At 37.3% G+C, this 19,309-nt stretch carries 8 protein-coding genes; 5 read left to right on the top strand and 3 right to left on the bottom strand.

What is annotated here, in order from left to right:
* Positions 1 to 19 precede the first annotated feature (19 nt).
* From MR054_RS13115 to uvrB, 4 genes are all read left to right on the top strand, one after another.
* Positions 20 to 3,376 carry a T9SS type B sorting domain-containing protein gene (locus MR054_RS13115; protein WP_242158289.1) on the top strand — a complete coding sequence of 1,119 codons (3,357 nt, stop codon included), beginning with the start codon at positions 20 to 22 and terminating at the stop codon, positions 3,374 to 3,376.
* 128 nt (positions 3,377 to 3,504) lie between these two features.
* Complete coding sequence (locus MR054_RS13110) at positions 3,505 to 8,373, top strand: T9SS type B sorting domain-containing protein (RefSeq protein WP_242158288.1); 4,869 nt, start codon at positions 3,505 to 3,507, stop codon at positions 8,371 to 8,373.
* A gap of 170 nt (positions 8,374 to 8,543) precedes the next feature.
* Complete coding sequence (locus MR054_RS13105) at positions 8,544 to 14,312, top strand: T9SS type B sorting domain-containing protein (protein ID WP_242158287.1); 5,769 nt, start codon at positions 8,544 to 8,546, stop codon at positions 14,310 to 14,312.
* A gap of 73 nt (positions 14,313 to 14,385) precedes the next feature.
* Positions 14,386 to 16,389, top strand: coding sequence for an excinuclease ABC subunit UvrB (gene uvrB, locus MR054_RS13100; RefSeq protein ID WP_276520182.1), 2,004 nt, complete (start codon positions 14,386 to 14,388; stop codon positions 16,387 to 16,389).
* A gap of 42 nt (positions 16,390 to 16,431) precedes the next feature.
* On the opposite strand, the gene MR054_RS13095 is transcribed toward uvrB, so the two are convergent.
* Positions 16,432 to 16,833, bottom strand: coding sequence for a TerB family tellurite resistance protein (locus tag MR054_RS13095; protein WP_242086792.1), 402 nt, complete (start codon positions 16,831 to 16,833; stop codon positions 16,432 to 16,434).
* Positions 16,834 to 17,192: 359 nt separating this feature from the next.
* On the opposite strand from MR054_RS13095, the gene MR054_RS13090 reads away from it, so the two are divergent.
* Entirely contained in the window at positions 17,193 to 17,438 is a 246-nt protein-coding gene (locus MR054_RS13090; RefSeq protein WP_242158286.1) for a DUF1456 family protein, read from the top strand.
* Between the two features lie 25 nt (positions 17,439 to 17,463).
* Here MR054_RS13090 and MR054_RS13085 read toward each other — a convergent pair whose 3' ends face one another.
* Together MR054_RS13085 and sucC are read right to left on the bottom strand one after the other, a co-directional pair.
* Entirely contained in the window at positions 17,464 to 17,823 is a 360-nt protein-coding gene (locus MR054_RS13085; RefSeq protein ID WP_242158285.1) for a hypothetical protein, read from the bottom strand.
* 198 nt (positions 17,824 to 18,021) lie between these two features.
* The gene (sucC, locus tag MR054_RS13080; protein ID WP_242158284.1) at positions 18,022 to 19,212 is read right to left on the bottom strand and encodes an ADP-forming succinate--CoA ligase subunit beta; all 1,191 of its coding nucleotides are present in this window, start codon (positions 19,210 to 19,212) and stop codon (positions 18,022 to 18,024) included.
* Between the last annotated feature and the right edge of the window lie 97 nt (positions 19,213 to 19,309).

Genomic DNA, 19,309 nt, shown 5'->3' with positions numbered 1-19,309 from the left:
GATGGCTTTGCCATGAAATATGAGAAAAATTGCCTTCTTTTTACTTACCTGTTTAATAGGTCATACATCCTATTCTCAAGACGAGGCCTCCAATTGGTATTTTGGATCTAATGCCGGATTACGTTTTAACCCAGATGGTTCAACCATGAACCTAAGTGATGGTCAGTTGAATACCGATGAAGGCTGTGCAAGTATTTCAGATAGTAGCGGTAATTTACTATTTTATACCGATGGGATTACGGTTTGGAATAAATTGCACAAGCCTATGCCTAATGGATTGGGACTATTTGGGGATCCGTCCAGTTCCCAATCTGCCATAATTGTGCCTAAACCAGATGACTTAAATATCTACTATATCTTTACTGTCGATACCTCTGTTGGTGGTGATCCGGACCGAGGCTTTAATTTCTCTGTGGTTGATATGACATTGGAAAGTGGTTTAGGTGATGTTTTAAGTTCATCTAAAAATGTTCAGTTACTCCAGGATAGTTCAGAGAAGATAAGTGCCGTTTTAAAGGATTGTGTTTCAAAATCCATATGGGTCATTACCTTTGGTACGTCTTCAGGAGTTAGTGAAGAAAACCCCATTTTTAATACCTTCTATGCCTATGAGGTATCCAATTCAGGAATCAATACAACCCCTGTAAAATCCACTGTAAATACGTTTATAACAGAAGACAGAGGCTATCTCAAATTATCTCCGGATGGTACAAAGCTTGCCTGTGCCAATATTGGTTCCGGACTGTTTCTATTCGATTTTGATGCAGGCACTGGGGTAGTTAGTAACCAAACAAATATAGATATCGGCTTTAATCCAGGAGGCAAACCTCAGGTTCCCTATGGCATTGAGTTCTCGCAAAACAATGAACTCCTTTATGTCTCGTGTTATTATGAATCCCCTCAAAATGAATTTAACAATCCTCAAAGTCAATATGGTTCCTTACTGCAGTATGATTTGACGGTATCTAACATTAGTGCAAGTGAAATAGTTATCGATCATAGACAAATGTACCGTGGCGCCTTACAATTAGGACCAAATGGTAAAATATACCGTGCCATGAACCTTACTTACCCCCAAGGTTCCCCTTCTCTTTCGGTAATCAATAATCCGAATGCTCGTGGTTCTGCCTGTGATTACAGTCATAATGCCGTCCTTTTGTTTAATAACTCAAGGCAAGGCCTGCCTCCTTTTATTGCTTCCTTTTTTGCTGAAAAAATAAACATAACCCAAAAGACGACTAACATAACGTATTTACCGCTCTGCTTAGGGGAAAACTATACCTTAAAGGCCGATAATATACCCGGTGCTACGTATTCCTGGACTAAGGATGGCGTAACCTTGGCAGATAATGATTTTGATCTGGAGGTTACTAATCCAGGAGAATATAAGGTCATCGTAGAGAATTTAAATGGCGATTGTAATATTCTTGAAGGCGAAGCTCTGGTAAACTTTTTTGACCCCCCGGTTGCAAACCCGCTGTCGGATGTTCCTATTTGTGACGACGATAATGACGGAATATTTGAATTCGATCTTACAACCTTAAATAATGAGATTTTGGGCGCACAGAACCCAAACATTTATGAAGTCAAATTTTTTGAAACGCAACTTGATGCCGATTTAAATCAAAATGACATTCAAGGTCCTTTTATGGCCACAAGAACGGCACAATCGGTTTTTATACGTGTTGGTCTTTTTGAAAATAATACATGCTTTGATACCACCACCTCTTTCAATATACAAGTTTTTAACACCCCAATAGCGCATACGATACCTAATTTAAACATTTGTGATACCGAAACCATTTCGGATACCAATATCACAAATGGCCTGACGGATATGGATTTACATCAATTGGATGATGCCATTTTAGGGAATCAAAGTGGCCTGGATTACACCATAACGTACCACAGTACTATTGGCGATGCACAAAACAAAATGGGCGCATTAAACTTTAACTATACGAATCAGGTCCCATTTGATGAAACCATTTATGCCCGAATAGAAAATAATTTGAGTCCGAATTGTTATTCGATTTCTAATCCCATTCATATATTGGTACATCCGCTACCAGAATACAACAACACCACTTTAATTCAATGTGATGAGGATGGAATATCGGACAACCGTACTGCATTTAATTTAACCCAGGTGAATGATGAATTAGTCAATGGTATTCCCGATCGATCTGTTAAATTTTTCAAGAGTTTAAATGATGCCGAGAACCATCTGGATGAAATTCTCAATCCTGAAAGCTTTACAAATACGAGTAATACTCAGATACTTTACGTTCAGGTTGTCGATAATACTACTGGTTGTTTTGATATCGCCGAACTGACTTTAGAAGTTTCCACCACTCAGCTCAATGATTATATAGCACCTGCTCTCTGTGATGAACTGGGGTCGGAAGATGGATTAAATACATTCGATCTATCCGGTATCACAACAGATTTACAGTCCATAAATGGAATTACTTTTCCTGTTTCATATTATGAAACTTATAACGACGCACTTCAGGAGAAAAATGAGTTGGATGTGTTATACCAAAACAGGACACCTTACAGTCAGACTATATTTGCAAGGGCAGAAAATAATAACGCATGCTATGGTATCGGTAAAATATCGTTATCGGTGAACAAGCTTCCTGACATCGAGACCGAGGCCCTGACCTACTATTGTCTTAATACGTTTCCTCAGACCATAACCTTAAATGCCGCCATACATAACGATTCACCAAACAACTATACGTATAACTGGTCCACAGGAGAAGACACTTATGAAATCCCTGTAAATGAAATAGGGACCTATACCGTAACCGTTACCAATACCAATGGTTGTTCCAAAGACCGAATAATACATGTAGAACCCTCGAATATTGCAAGTTTTAATATACCGCCATTCGACGTGAAGGATGTGTCGACCAACAACACCGTAACTATTTTTGTCTCAGGTGAAGGGACTTACCAATATGCACTATACGACGAAAATAATGAAACGGTATCCCGTGACTTTCAAGAAAGTAATGTTTTTGAAAATGTATTTCCAGGGATTTACACTGTAAATGTCCAAGATATTAAAAACGATTGTGGTACCATTTTCGAACAGGTTTCTGTGGTTGGATTTCCTAAGTTCTTTACCCCAAATAATGATGGAATTCACGATACATGGCAGGTCTATGGCATATCCAATATGTTCCAACCCGATTCAAAAATTTTAATTTTTGATAGATATGGAAAATTATTAAAACAATTAGATCCATTGGGTGAAGGATGGAACGGTACCTTTAACGGTCAAATGATGCCAACTGATGATTACTGGTTTGCAGTGAACTTACAGGATGGACGCATTTTTAAAAGTCATTTTACATTGAAAAGATAGCATTATGCCACAAAACCTGCTTAAAACTTACATTTAATCTGATTATTTTTGCATTTTATCCATAAAAAAACTAATTTTCCCACTGAAATCATCCAAATCAACTAATTGTTTTGCCCAAATAAAACAAAGTGAAAAAGAACCTACGTGTCTACAGTATCGTATTGATACTACTTTTTATGAGCTCCTTTGTTGATGCCCAACAAGTTAATATCGACAACAATGTACCGTTACAACAATTAATTGAAAATAATTTAGCCAATAGTTGCGTGGAGATTTCTAATGTGAGCTCTTCAGTAAATGGAAGTTCCGACGGGCTGAATAGCTACGGTAGTTTTGAACGCGGAAATTCAAATTTCCCCTTGGAGAATGGGATTGTTTTGTCAACCGGTGATGCCGCCTCCGGTGGAAACACCATGAATAATGTCGATTTAAGCGAAGGAACAGTTAATTGGGGAACAGATCCGGATATCGAAACTTATTTGAATGTTGGGAATACGGTGAATGCAACATCCATTGAATTTGATTTTATAGCCTTGTCAGATCAGGTTCAATTTAACTACCTCTTGGCTTCCGAAGAATATTTTGCCAATTATCCATGTAATTCTTCAGACGGGTTTGTGTTTTTGATACGGGAATCTTCAAGTACAGGACCGTACCAAAATATCGCTATTGTACCTGGATCGGGAGATCCCATTACTGTAAATAATATACATGATGAAATCAATACCCAATGTGCCGCGGCCAATGATACCTATTTTGATGGATATGCCCTGGGAGACACCAATTTCAATGGTAGGACAACCGTTATGACTGCCGGTGTAAGTGTATTACCAAATGTACAATATCACGTTAAACTCATAGTGGCAGACCAAAGTAATAATGCTACAGATCCGGCTGTTGATACGGCCGTTTTTATTGAAGCCAGCACCTTTACTGAACTGGAATTGGGAGACGATATCGATACATGTTCAGGGAGCGTGACCTTGAATGGGGAAATTCAAAATCCACTGGCAACCTATGCGTGGTTCAGAGATAACACCTTAATTTCTGGTGAAACCAACCCTACCTTAAACACATCATTAAGTGGATTGTATCGTGTTGAAGTCAGTATTAATTCATGCATTATTCAAGATGAAATCAACGTCAATATAGATACTGAATTAACCGCCAACGCTATTGTGCCTTTTGAACTTTGTGATAGTGATGGTGACAACCAAGAAATTTTCGATTTGTCGACCAAAAATATTGATGTGGAAAATGCTATACCTAACCTACCACTAAACCATACTATTTCTTATTATCTAACCGATAATGATGCTAGAAACAATCCAACAAATAATATAACCACTCCCTTGGATACAGCATCAAGGACCATTTACGTAAGAGTTGAAGATACTGTTAATGGGTGTATCATTTATGGGAATTTCGAATTAATAGTTCATGCATTACCTACCATTACCCAACCAACACCACTGGAAGTTTGCGATAACGATAACATACCAGATAACAGCACAGAAATTGATTTAAGCCAAAAAGATTCCGAAATCACAAGTGGCAATCCCAATCTTTTTGTAACCTACCACTATACTGAATTGGAAGCCAATTCTGGAGCAAACCCTATTTCCATACCTTATATCAATACAAATCCTTCAGAGACGCTTTATATTCGTGTGGTAAATGCATTAACAGGTTGTGTCAATTCGACCGGCACTACATTAAATATTTATATTACTAACGGGAACACACAAATAAACAGGGTTACGCAATTTATTGATGCCTGTGATACAGATCACGATGGTTCCGCTACTTTCGATTTAACGCAAGTACTAAACAACGTTTTAAATGGAGCAACTGGCTTTTTACCTCCAACGTACCACGAGAGTTACAGCGATGCTGAATCGGGAAGCAATCCCATTTCAAACCCGCAAAACTATGTTAACAGTAATCCCAACGAGCAAGTAATTTATTTAAGGTTGGAAGATAGTAACACCGGTTGTTATGCTTTGGTGCCAATAGAAATCCACACCAACCTTCTTCTTACTGCAACTAATATTCCTGCTAATGGTTTTGCTTTTTGCGATCAGGATGGAGACGGAAGTGTAGATGTGTACTTCAATACCTTAGATAATGTTATCGCCAATGGTTTACCAAATATTACCGTAACATTTTATGAAACCCAGAGCTATAGGGATAACAATACAATGCCCTTAGATCCCTCGAATCCATATACCGTTACAGACGGTAGTCCCGTGACGCTTTATATTGCTTTAGAAAATGGCCTTTGTTCTGAGGTCTCAGAAGTTTTACTGCGTGTCAATCCTGTTATCACCTTCAATCCAATAGACCCCATCCCCTATTGTGATAACGATGATGACGGTTTCACTATGGTAGATTTTGATTCCTTTGACACCATCATTACCGGAGGAAATACGGCTTTTAATGTCCGTTATTTTACGGATTCGAACGAGGCTGATAATGGCTTAAATCAGTTGCCAGAATTTTACAGCACGGCCTCGGGAACATTTTATGCCCGTATTGAAAACAATACGACCGGATGCTATACGGTAAACCCATTTGAAATCAATGTTATCCCGGCACCATCAGTCCTGCAACCTTCAAATATAGTCATCTGTAACAATAGCACAAGTACTACAGCAAACATTAGACTTGAGGATAAAATTCCTGAAATCGTTTCAGATCCTTCAAACCATATTATAGAATTTTTTGAAGATCTGAGTCAGGCACAAAATTTTGATACTTCGAATCCTTTAGGCAATCTGGACAAACAGAGTTTTGAAGCTACAACCCAAACGCTTTATGCGCGTGTAGAATCCACTGACGTTACGGCCTGTTATAATATTGTTTCCTTCGATGTTCTCGTAAATACCCTTCCCATAATTCCGACAATAACACCCTATCAGGTATGTGTTGATGAAGGTACGTTAAATGCCGATTTCTATCTTCAGGATAAAGATTTTGAAATTTTAAATGGGCAATCTGGAAAAGCCGTCTTTTATTTTCAAGATGCCGCCCTTACCATACCACTGAATAAAACCTTACCTTATAACAGTAATGGAGCCGAAACGATCTACGTGCGTGTTGAAAATATATCAGATCCAAATTGTAATGCCACCTCTTCCTTTAGTTTAGAAATTGGCAATAATCCTAATTATAATACAGATTTCGGTGATTTCCCACCAGTATGCCAGACTACAACCGGAACACATACCTTTGACCTGGAGGCAAAACGCCAGGAAATAGCATCAGGAAGTTCAGATGTATTGGAAATTCAGTTTTATTTAACCTATAATGAAGCTGAATCGTATGCCAATAGCTTCTTGCCCGATCAATATACGTCTCAAACCCTGCAAGGACAGTTTTATGCGAGAATTGAAAATGCTGCAAATTCATGTTTTGTAATAGAGGAGGTTAGGTTTATTACCTTTCCCACTCCCCTAATTACTTCGGCAAGTATTGCCCCGGTTTGTGACATCGATGATGATGGCAGTGCGACCATAGATCTTAATACTGCTGTTTTTCAAATAGATAATTTGCGTTTTGGTGATGTGGTTCTTTCTTACTATGAAGATGAAGCATTGAACATTCAAATACCAGATTCACAAATAAACAACTACCCTGTAAACAATACAAAAACGGTCTATGTTAAAGCCGAAACATCAACAGGATGCTCAGATTCTATACCATTGGATCTGATGGTTAATGTGCCTCCCCCATTGCTTACGATCGGAACAATTCAAGATTGCTATAGTGTTGGAAATACTTATGATTTAAGTCTGGTAGACACATTTGTTGTGCATAGTTCATTAATAAATTCCGTGAGCATTAGTTATCACGATTCCCAGGTTAATTCAGAAAATAATACCGGCACGTATACCAATAAAATATTTAACTACAGTACACCAGGTAGTTATGCCATTCATGTTAGGGTTGAGGACAACAATACGGGCTGTACGGCTTATACGTCCTTTAATTTAGATATTAATCCAAATCCCATAGCAACTACACCTCCAAATTTAATTGAATGCGATGATGATTTTGACAATAGACGTGAATTTGATTTGTCACAAAATGATAGCGCCATCTTAGGAATGCAAAATCCGAATGACTTTTCCGTCTTCTATTATAACAACAACATCGTTAATGCCGAAAACGATGTTAATCGTCTAAATAACCTGTATACCGCTGCCAATGGAGAAACCATCTATGCGCGATTGGAAAATAACAACACGGGGTGCTATGATATTACACAGTTCCAAACCATAATAAACCCCTTACCTGATATTCCTGTGGAGGATACTATACCCATCTGCCTGAATGACCTACCAAGAACATTAAATGCCGATACGGGGAATCCAACCGATACGTACTTGTGGTGGAATGGTGAAACATCGCCTGAAATTATGGTAGACCAATCGGATTTAGGCGACCATTGGGTAATGGTAACCACCCATCCCCAAAATTGCACTTCCACTAAAAATTTCACTCTTATGGAATCTGAAGTAGCTACCATAGATGCGACAGCATCTGCCGATTTCACAGATCCCAATACCATTACGGTAACCGTGAGTGGCGTTGGAGATTATCAATTTATACTGGATAACGGAGAACCACAGGACTCCAATATTTTTAATAATGTAACTTTAGGCCCCCATATTGTGACTATTATTGACCTCAATGGCTGTGCTCCTATTGAAACAGAGGTCTTTGTAATAGATGTCCCCAAATTTTTCACGCCCAACAATGATGGTTATTTTGACACCTGGCATATTGTTGGTATCACCAGATTACCAGGAACCCTGGTATACATCTATGACAGACATGGTAAACTGTTAAAAATGTTGCCTCATTCCACCATTGGATGGAATGGAACGTTTAATGGGGAAAACATGCCGGCTGATGACTATTGGTTTTCAGCAGATATCATCTATAATGGGGAATCCTTTAACCTTCAAGGCCATTTCGCTTTAAAGCGGTAGTTTTTAATCCAAAACAGGTTGATTTTTATGATTTAATCGGCTTTTTTTTTCATTTTATCAAAAAATGAATAAACCTTTTAGTATTCAATCAGTCTAAATTAGATTTAAGTAATATCTTTATCTGTTAGCAATCCTATTACAGGATTGGAACCCTCTAATTTAAACAGGCAATGAGTGATAAAAAACATACTTTATTTTTTCTCATCCTTATCTTGTGTTTATGTTTTAAAAGTTTTGGGCAATTAAGCAAAACACATTACATTCCACCTTTAACAGAATCAGGAGAAGGTTCATCTACTCCACAAGATCATTATATATACTTATCTACACCTAGCAACACTACTGTAAATTTCACCATCAAACCTATTGGCTTAAGCGCTGTAAATTATATCACAGGAACGGTATCTAACTCGACTCCTTACGAATATTATATTGGTAATGGAAGAAATACCCAATTGTTTGTAAATGTAAATGAAACCAGTACCATTAAATCAAATAAAGGCTATATTATAGAAGCTGAATCTCCAGTTTATGTTTCAGTGCGAATAAATGCAGGATCACAAGCAGGAGCTCTCGTTAGCAAAGGTATTAGTGGTCTAGGGACCATATTCAGAGTAGGAGCCTTTACCAATGAAGCAGGAAGGACACTAAACAATAATGGTGCAACAAGTGAAAATTTAATGAGCTTTGTATCTGTCCTGGCAACAGAAGACAACACCTCTGTTACATTTTCCGATATTGACAATAACACCGAAGTAGAAAACTTCACAAATGCCTTCCCCTATACTGTCAATCTTAATAAAGGTGATTCGTATTGTATTGCTATGAATAGTTATTCTACTACTTTTCCAACAAATAACAAAGATGGTCTTATTGGGGCTTTAGTGCAATCAGATAAACCTATAGTTGTAAACTGTGGTTCTGCCAATGGTAGTTTTCATAATGGCAATGGTAGGGATTATGGCATTGACCAAATTGTTGGATTAGATAAAGTTGGTAATCAATACATTTTCGTTAGGGGCAATGGTACCGATGATTGGGAAAATATTTTAATCGTTGCACATACCAACAATACCTCAATTAAAATTAATGATAATCCCATCACAACAATAAATGCAGGAGAATACTATGTCATTGAAGGCAGCTATTACAATGCCAACGGCAATATGTATGTAGAAACCTATGAAGATGTTTTTGCTTACCAAGGTGTTGGTGGTTTAGACCAAAATGGTAATCAAAATGAGGCCAATCAAGGCATGTTTTTTGTACCGCCTTTAAGTTGTGAAACCAGAGGAAATGTAGATTATATTGCAAATATAGATGATATTGGAAATACTAACTATAGCGGAGGGATCTCTATTGTTACTAAAGTTGGAGCTACTGTCACAATTAACAATCTACCCTTATCAAATTTTTCAACTATTGGTCCAAGCACCGTAAATGGTAATACAGATTATGTGACCTATAAAGTTACCGGATTAAATGGTAATGTTTCCGTTCAGGGAAATGATGAGTTATACGTTGCTTATTTTAACCAAGATCGCGTTGCTACATCTGGTAGTTTTTATTCTGGTTTTCCTTCACCTCCAGAGATTAATTTCAATGCTCAATTTACTACTTTAGGCAATTGTATTCCTAACATAGCCCTTGAAGCAGCCAATGCACAGAATTTTGATACTTATGAGTGGTTTTATGATGATGGCAATGGCTCTGGTTTTATACCTGTACCATCATCCTTAAATAAACCATCTATTAATCCAACAATTCCTGCTAAATACAAATTAATTGGAACGATTACTTGTACTGGCGAAACCTTAGAATCTGTTGAAGTCCCCATAAGCATCTGTCCTGATGATATCGATAATGATGGTATTATAGATAATATAGATATCGATAATGACAACGATGGTATACTCAATTGTACCGAATCTAAAGGCGATGTTACAGTAAACCTTCAAAATTACAACGCGCCTCAACTTATATTCCAGGACGGAAGTGTTGAATCCGCCATCATAAGCTCTAATTATTCTAAAGCAGATCCAGCCAATACCTTTTCTGGTAATGTTTCAGGAGTATTTACAAGTCAAGTTGTTTTTGGTATAGAAAATAAAAATGATTACAGTCTATCATTTACCGAGCCTATTAATATTAAGTTAGAAGAGGATATTACCGCTGTACACAATTCAGTTGACGGTGAATATTTTATTGCCAAAATTTTACCCGTAAACAAAAACATAACACTTGTAGACCCAGATGACAGATTACTTGTTGATTCCAACTTTGATGGCAATTTTGAAACTGGGGTATTCCAAATTTCAGGATCCGAAATACATTTTAAAATCAATCCTTCTCCTTCCGGTAATACACCTTATGCATTCTATGCCAATCAAGTAGACGGATTTTCATTCATCCACAATCTATCAAATATTTCAAACAGTTCATTATTTACAGGTATTGTGTCGTTAACCTGCTTTAAAAAAGACAACGATGGCGATGGTGTTAAAGATGAATTGGATTTAGATAGCGATAATGACGGTATTCCGGATTTTATTGAAAATGATGGGACTATAGTAACGTTGTCGGGAGTTGATAATGACAATAATGGTCTAGACGATGTTTATGACCTTAATGCTTTACCAATCGATTCAGACACAGATGGGGTTCCTGATTATCTGGATTTAGACAGTGACAATGACGGTATTTATGACCTCATTGAAACCGGGCAATTGGGTATCTTGTCTGACACGAATCTGAACGGCATCGAGGACGGACCGGCTTACGGTATAAATGGTTGGGCCAATGCCGCCGAAACCGTTCCGGACAGCGGAGTATTAGGTTATACCCTAGAAGATACTGATGGTGATGGTATTTTTAACTACATCAGTTTAGATAGTGACGGCGATGGTTGTAGTGATGTTATTGAAGCTGGTTTTTCCGATAATAATGGAGATAATCTGCTGGGAGATAGTGCAGTTACTATCGATGCGAATGGATTAGTTAACAACGCCAATGATGGCTATACCATCCCCAATATAGATTATATAACGATTGCCCCAATTATAATTACCACACAACCCGTCGATACCGTTGTTTGTGAAATGTCTGCTACAACAGTGTTTGTAGTTTCTCAAGAAGCCGAAATATACCAGTGGGAAGTGAATACTGATGGCATTATCTGGAATGCTATTGTAGATGATGCTAATTATAATGGTAGCCAAACTGCTGATTTAAATATTATAAATGTCCCTTTAAATTTCAATAATTACCTATACAGGGTAAAACTCGACAGAAGTGGTAATACTTGTGGCATTTATTCAGATGAAATTACCTTTACTGTTAACCTAATGCCTGTTGCCAATACTGCTCCAACAATGCGTTTGTGTGATGACGATAATATGGGTACCATGCCCTTCACATTAACATTACAAAATGACGCTATAAATACACAGGCAGGTATGGCCATTACTTATCACGCTACACAACCTGATGCCGCCTCTGGAGACAATCCTATATCTAGCCCTTTCGAAAGTGGAAATACCACCATATATGCCCGTGTTGAAAATACTGTCAACCCATCTTGTTATGACATTTCAAGCTTTGATATTGAAGTTTATGACTCTGCCTTTCCACTAGAACCAGCAAATATTGTCCCCATTCAAGATTGTGACGACACAACAGTGGGAACAGATACAGATGGCTTTAAAATTTTTGACCTAACTCAACGAGAAGTAGACATTTTTAACGGACAGTCTTATACCGAATTTTCATTGACTTATTATACAGATTCGTCATATAATAACCTGGTCAATAATCCAAATTCCTTTGCCAATACAGTAGCTGGAGGGCAGACGATTTATGTACGAATGACCAACAACGCATTTACCGATTGCTTTACGGATACATATTTTGAAATAGAAGTATTTGAATTACCCGTGGTGAACAACCCAAGTATCTATTCCCAATGTGATGATATTTCCAACGATGGTCAAGCATTTTTCAATCTCACATTAGATTGGATAAAAGAGGGGATAAACCCAAATTATATAGCGGAAGGATTAATATTTACATACTATGAGGATCAAATTGAGGCTGAAAATGGTAATAAGGCAGTCGCGATATCAAACCCATCCCGTTATCAAGATACATTAGGGTTTTTACCAGAAACGGTTTGGGTACAGGCAGAAACTCCAGAAGGTTGCTTTAGAGTTGTGCCTTTAACCCTAGTAGTTAATCCCTATAGTGGCGCTTTGGCGCTTTACAATCCTTCTTCCATATACCAATGCGATGACGGAATGGATGTAAGGGATGGTGTAGCCACATTCGATATGACGCCGATTAAGGACCATATTTCCAATGTTATATTTTCTACTATCGATGTAACGGTTCATTTCTTTGAAACCCAAATTGATGCCGAAATTGAAACGAACGAAATACTGGATATAACCATCCATCAAAATACCAATTCACCGAACTCACAAAGCATTTGGGTTCGCATAAAAAGTGATCTTGGTAATGACTGTCTTGGTCTGGAAGAATTCGCGAACCTGTTAATTGTGGAAGCCTTGCCTGTGGCCAATCCCATTAGTATCAATAGACAGTGTGATGACGGTTCGGATGGTACTGGCGTAAACGATGGCATTCATTATTTTGATACATCATTAGTAGAAAGTACGGTTCTAGGAATTCAAAATCCTGGAGATGTGAGCATCACCTATTGGGATGCCAATGGCAACCCGCTAAAAGATGCCAATGGAAATGATGTGGTTAGTCCAATACCCAGTCCGTTATTAATGGCTACACAAATAATAACCCTTAGAGTAACAAATAATCTCACCCAAGATCCTGATGGGCCCTGTTATGATGAAACGGTATTGGAATTCATTATAGATGAACAACCCATAATTAATCCTGTTGCGCCTCAAGTAGTGTGTGATGGAAGCTCAGGGGATATGGATAATGACGGTTTTTTTGCATTTGATACATCATCCTTTGAGGGAATTATACGGGGAGCACAAACAGGTATGGACATCATTTATGATTATATCGATGAAAATGGAGTATTAGTTACTGATGCTATAACACTGCCAAACCCATTATTTTCCGAAACTCAATCGATAATGGTTAAGGTCGTCAACCCAATGAACCCAAATTGTTTCGATAGGTCCACCATAGATTTGGTGGTTAATCCATTACCGGAATTTTCCATAATTGAAGAGGAAATTGTGTGTACATCCGACCCCACATTTACGGTCATTTTAACCCCCATTCAGGCTGATGTAACCGAAAATTTCGACTATGAATGGGTTTTTGAAGATGGAACAATCTTAGGAAATACCAACAATTTAGAAGTATCTACACCGGGGAATTACGTTGTAACCTTGACACATCCAACCACTTTATGTTCAAGAACTAAAATGGTTTCTGTTAAAGCATCAGAGAAGGCCACTATCACTCAAAACGACCTTACTATTGTCGATATTTCAGAGCATAATTCGGTGACAATAAACAACCCTGCTGGTCTTGGTGCAGGAACTTATCAGTTTGCATTGGAATCTATTGACGGTGAGATTTATTTTCCATATCAGGACAGTCCCATTTTCAATAATGTACGGGCAGGCATTTATACCTTATATGTGAAGGACGAGATCTGCGGTATTACAGAGCTGGACGTTTATGTTGTGGGCTATAGAAAATTCTTTACCCCCAATGGTGATGGCCGTAATGATTATTGGCAGATTCAAGGCTTGAGTAGTGTACAGAGCCAGAGTGATATTCTCATTTATGACAGATTTGGAAAATTAATAAAGCAATTAGCACCGTTTTCCCAAGGATGGGACGGCACATTTAATGGAGCTTTATTACCAACCGATGATTATTGGTTTAGGGTTGTATTGGGGGATGGCAGATCATTTATGGGACACTTCACCCTAAAAAGATAAGTTTTAATTTTATGAGACTTAAATTTTAATTTATCCCAACTTTAGTTACATTAGGCACTTATATTATCTGCACATGCGTTTTCAAATTGAATCTGAATTTAGCCCGACCGGTGATCAGCCGGAAGCCATAAAGGAACTGACTAATGGTATCATTTCTAACGAGAAATACCAAACACTTTTAGGGGTTACCGGTTCAGGTAAAACCTTTACCATAGCTAATGTCATCCAGGAAGTTCAACGCCCCACATTGGTTTTGGCACATAATAAAACATTGGCCGCTCAATTGTATTCCGAATTCAAGCAATTTTTTCCGAATAATGCGGTGGAGTACTTTGTATCTTATTACGATTACTATCAACCTGAGGCCTATATCCCGGTAACAGGGGTCTATATAGAAAAGGACCTGTCAATAAATGAAGAAATAGAAAAAATGCGACTAAGTACCACCTCATCCCTGCTCTCAGGACGACGTGATGTGATTGTTGTCGCTTCAGTGTCCTGCTTGTATGGTATTGGAAATCCCATTGAGTTTCAAAAAAATGTCATTTCGTTGGAGCGTGATCAAATCATTTCCCGAACCCAATTATTACATCGATTAGTTCAAAGCCTATATTCGCGAACCGAAGCCGAATTTAACCATGGTAATTTTAGAATAAAAGGGGATACGGTTGACATATTTCCCAGTTATGCAGATGATGCCTTCCGAATTCATTTTTTTGGTGATGAAATTGAAGATATTGAATCTTTTAATATCCTATCGAATCAGATCATTGAAAAGTACGACAGGTTAAATATATACCCGGCCAATATGTTCGTCACATCACCGGAGGTACTTCAAAATGCCATTAAGGACATTCAGGACGATTTGGTAAAACAGTATGATTATTTTAAGGATATCGGTAAACACCTGGAGGCAAAACGCTTAAAGGAACGTACGGAATTTGATTTGGAAATGATACGTGAATTGGGTTACTGCTCAGGTATTGAAAACTATTCGAGGTATTTGGATGGCCGATCACCGGGATCCCGGCCCTTCTGTTTATTAGATTATTTCCCGGAGGATTTCTTAATGGTGGTCGATGAGAGTCATGTCACTATTTCACAGGTTCATGCCATGTATGGCGGTGATCGTAGTAGAAAGGAAAACCTTGTAGAATATGGATTTAGATTACCCGCCGCCATGGATAATAGGCCCTTGAAATTTGAAGAGTTTGAAGCACTTCAAAATCAGGTCATTTATGTCAGTGCCACGCCGGCAGATTATGAGTTACAAAAGACCGATGGCGTTTATGTGGAACAAGTAATCCGTCCAACAGGCCTGTTGGACCCAGAAATTGAAGTTCGGCCAAGTTTAAATCAAATTGACGACTTAATTGAAGAAATTCAAATTCGCGTTGAAAAAGACGAACGCATTTTAGTCACAACACTGACAAAACGTATGGCAGAGGAGTTAACAAAATATCTGGAACGAATTCAGGTCCGCTGTAGATATATCCATAGTGATGTGGATACATTGGAACGCGTAGAAATCATGCAAGATTTACGAAAAGGGTTGTTCGATGTCTTAGTTGGTGTTAATTTGCTTCGTGAAGGTTTGGATTTGCCTGAAGTATCCCTTGTGGCTATTTTAGATGCCGATAAAGAAGGATTTTTACGTTCGGCAAGGTCTTTAACCCAAACTGTAGGACGTGCTGCCAGACACCTAAATGGTAAGGCTATCATGTATGCCGATACCATTACCAAAAGCATGCAAAAAACCATTGATGAAACGCAATACCGAAGGGAAAAACAAGTAGCTTATAATACTGCTAATAAGATAACCCCCAAAGCGATTAAGAAAAGTTTAGATAACGCATTGGCCAAAAATTCGGTTAGCACATATAGCTACGAATTAATGGCTGCAAAGGCAGCAGAACCGGAAAGTGAATATCTCACTAAATCGGAATTAGAGGCCAAAATTCGTGAAAAGCGAAAATTAATGGAAGACGCCGCAAAAGCATTGGATTTTATTGTAGCAGCGAGATTAAGAGATGAAATAAAGCAATATCAGGGTAAAATAGAAGCGCTAAAAATATAACTACTTTAAGCGCTTTTAAATTAGAATTCAAACCATTAAATACTAATTATATTGTGTTTTAAAAATATCGATTAACACATCCGGTGGTACAATTTTATTCGGGAAACTCTCCATTAAATATAGGACCTTGCTTATAGACTCATGACTTAAACCCATTCGTAAACCAAAATTATATAGCTTGGTCGCACCCGATTTGGAATTTTGACTGTCAATATTCATTAACAATACTAATCTATGAAATTGCACAATACGTTCACTGTGAGATTTCAAATGCGTATATGTAACAGGATGCTCTATTAAATAATCAAAGTCTTCACGAGAGATGCCCAATTGCTTGGCGACGCCTAATAGAAAATTATACTCTATGGTATTAATCTCTTTATCGTACTTTGCAAATGCAATCATTTCCGACAGTAAACTCAATTTTTCTACTCTGTTTATCATTGTCGAGAGGATTAATTAATTATACTATAAAGATACTCAAAACTGTATTTTTATAATCGTTGATATAATGTAACTTATCGAAAAGAGCGACGCACTTCATCGCAATTTTTTATGATTTCGTCAACCTAAAGCAAAATTCAATTACTCAAAATAATGAATTAAATATTTTATAATAGCAAAATAAAAAAATATAATTATTTGATTAACAGAAAGTTAGTTAAATTCTAATTCAGAGGTAAATGCCAAAATAAGTAACAAAAAAAGGTATCTTTGAAGAAAAATGACAAAATTCTAGAAAGGGACCTCTTAGAGTTTAAGATTGATAAAATTTAGGATAACCATAAATTCAAAATATAGATATGACAAATAATGATATTTTAAAAAAATTACGTGTAGCACTAAAATTAAGGGATAGTGATATTGTAGATATTCTAAAACTCGTGGACTTTAGAATTTCAAAAAGTGAATTAGGGGCCTTTTTTAGACGTGAGGACCATCCTAAATATATGGAGTGTGGAGATCAAGTTTTACGAAATTTTTTAAATGGTTTGATCATTCATTTGCGTGGACCAATGCCATCAAAAAATAAAAAAACCTCTAAATAGAGGTTTTTTTATTTTCTGGAGTGTACTACCGTGCGGCATTTACCCTAACAGGTATGACAAAGTTTTTAGTTCTTTTATTTGACCTGGCATTAAGCTTTTTGTAATTTAATCTATTTTTGATAAAACTATCAATGATTTGGTTCTCCGAATCAACGGAAAGTACCACCATTTCATTTTTATCATTAAGCGTAAATTTTACAAATACCAAAACATCTTCCTCTAAGTAGAACTGAGGCTTTTTTAAATGAGAAACAACTTCCTTTGAAATGGGATTTGATGGTTCGGCGTTTTTGACCGTTTTTCGTGATGTTTTGTCGGTCGATGCTTCGATGTTACTACTTACTAGAACAGCTAGAAGTAACGCTAAGATTTTTAAAGATTTCATAATATGTTCGATTTTGATTAATGATAGTTAAAAGTAATGAAAAAAACCTTTAAATAGCACTTTCAAAATATCAATTTAACCATATTTTAACTAAATCTTTATTAATATATTAATTTTTTAACAGTATTTTTTAATTATCACAAAAATCTCTATTTGTTTATTCTCCAAAAGAGAGTTTATATTTCTTTAAGTATCGTTTTACCCTAAAACTTGCTGAACTTTATCTGCTGCTTCTTGAAATTCGGTAGCACTTAAAACATCCAATCCTGAATTATCGATCAATTCTTTGGCAATATCAGCATTAGTACCTTGTAAACGTACTATAATGGGAACATTAATATTCCCCATATTCTTATAGGCATCTATTACCCCTTGTGCTACGCGATCACAACGTACAATACCACCAAAAATATTAATCAGGATAGCTTTTACTGCCGGGTCTTTCAAAATAATTTTAAACGCCGCTTCCACTCTGGACGCGTCGGCCGTACCTCCAACATCTAAAAAATTTGCCGGTTCTCCCCCGGCCTGTTTTATCAAGTCCATCGTAGCCATGGCTAATCCTGCCCCATTTACCATACATCCCACATTACCATCTAAATCCACATAATTCAACCCAACTTCTTTGGCTTCGACTTCAATGGGATTCTCTTCGCGTAAATCCCTTAATTCAGCATAGTCCTTATGTCTAAATAAGGCATTATCATCAATGGTCACCTTTGCATCGACAGCCATAATTTTATCATCGCTGGTCTTTAATACAGGATTTATTTCAAACAATGAGGAATCAGATTTAACATAAGCCGTGTAGAGGGCTGTAACAAACTTGGTCATTTCCTTGAAGGCCAACCCTGATAATCCTAAATTAAATGCGACACGTCTCGCTTGAAAAGGCATGAGACCGATTGTTGGGTCAACCTCCTCCGTAAATATTAAGTGAGGGGTTTCTTCGGCAACAGTTTCAATATCCATACCACCTTCTGTGGAATACATAATCATGTTTCTTCCTATAGCTCTATTTAAAAGAACCGACATATAAAATTCACTGGTTTCACTCTCACCAGGATAATAAACATCCTCAGCAATGAGAACTTGATGCACTTTTTTTCCTTCAGCTGAAGTTTGAGGGGTAATTAAGTTCATGCCAATAATTTGTCCTGCTATTTCCTCAACCTCTTGCAAATTTTTGGCTAGCTTAACACCACCGCCTTTACCACGTCCACCGGCATGAACCTGTGCTTTTATAACATGCCAACCAGTGCCTGTTTCCTCTGTTAATTGCTTTGCAGCCGCAACAGCTTCTGCAGCGTTTTGTGCTACAATGCCACGCTGGATACGGACCCCAAAACTACTCAAAATTGCTTTACCTTGATATTCGTGTAAATTCATAATTTGCTTAATAATTAAAGATGTGCAAATGTAAATAATAGCTGGTAATTAGACTAATCTTTTTATTAAGAATAACCTTGGCTTAAGTTATAATGCA

Source organism: Aestuariivivens sediminis (genome assembly GCF_022662105.1).
Classification (GTDB): Bacteria; Bacteroidota; Bacteroidia; order Flavobacteriales; family Flavobacteriaceae; genus Aestuariivivens; species Aestuariivivens sediminis.
Note: the sequence above shows the minus strand (reverse complement) of the source record. Positions and strands in the feature narration are given on the sequence as shown.

Excerpts from the sequence above, each read along its gene's own strand:
- MR054_RS13115 (WP_242158289.1), top strand. The coding sequence starts at position 20 with ATGAGAAAAATTGCCTTCTTTTTACTTACCTGTTTAATAGGTCATACA.
- MR054_RS13105 (WP_242158287.1), top strand. The coding sequence starts at position 8,544 with ATGAGTGATAAAAAACATACTTTATTTTTTCTCATCCTTATCTTGTGT.
- uvrB (WP_276520182.1), top strand. The coding sequence starts at position 14,386 with ATGCGTTTTCAAATTGAATCTGAATTTAGCCCGACCGGTGATCAGCCG.
- MR054_RS13095 (WP_242086792.1), bottom strand. The coding sequence starts at position 16,833 with ATGATAAACAGAGTAGAAAAATTGAGTTTACTGTCGGAAATGATTGCA.
- MR054_RS13090 (WP_242158286.1), top strand. The coding sequence starts at position 17,193 with ATGACAAATAATGATATTTTAAAAAAATTACGTGTAGCACTAAAATTA.
- MR054_RS13085 (WP_242158285.1), bottom strand. The coding sequence starts at position 17,823 with ATGAAATCTTTAAAAATCTTAGCGTTACTTCTAGCTGTTCTAGTAAGT.
- sucC (WP_242158284.1), bottom strand. The coding sequence starts at position 19,212 with ATGAATTTACACGAATATCAAGGTAAAGCAATTTTGAGTAGTTTTGGG.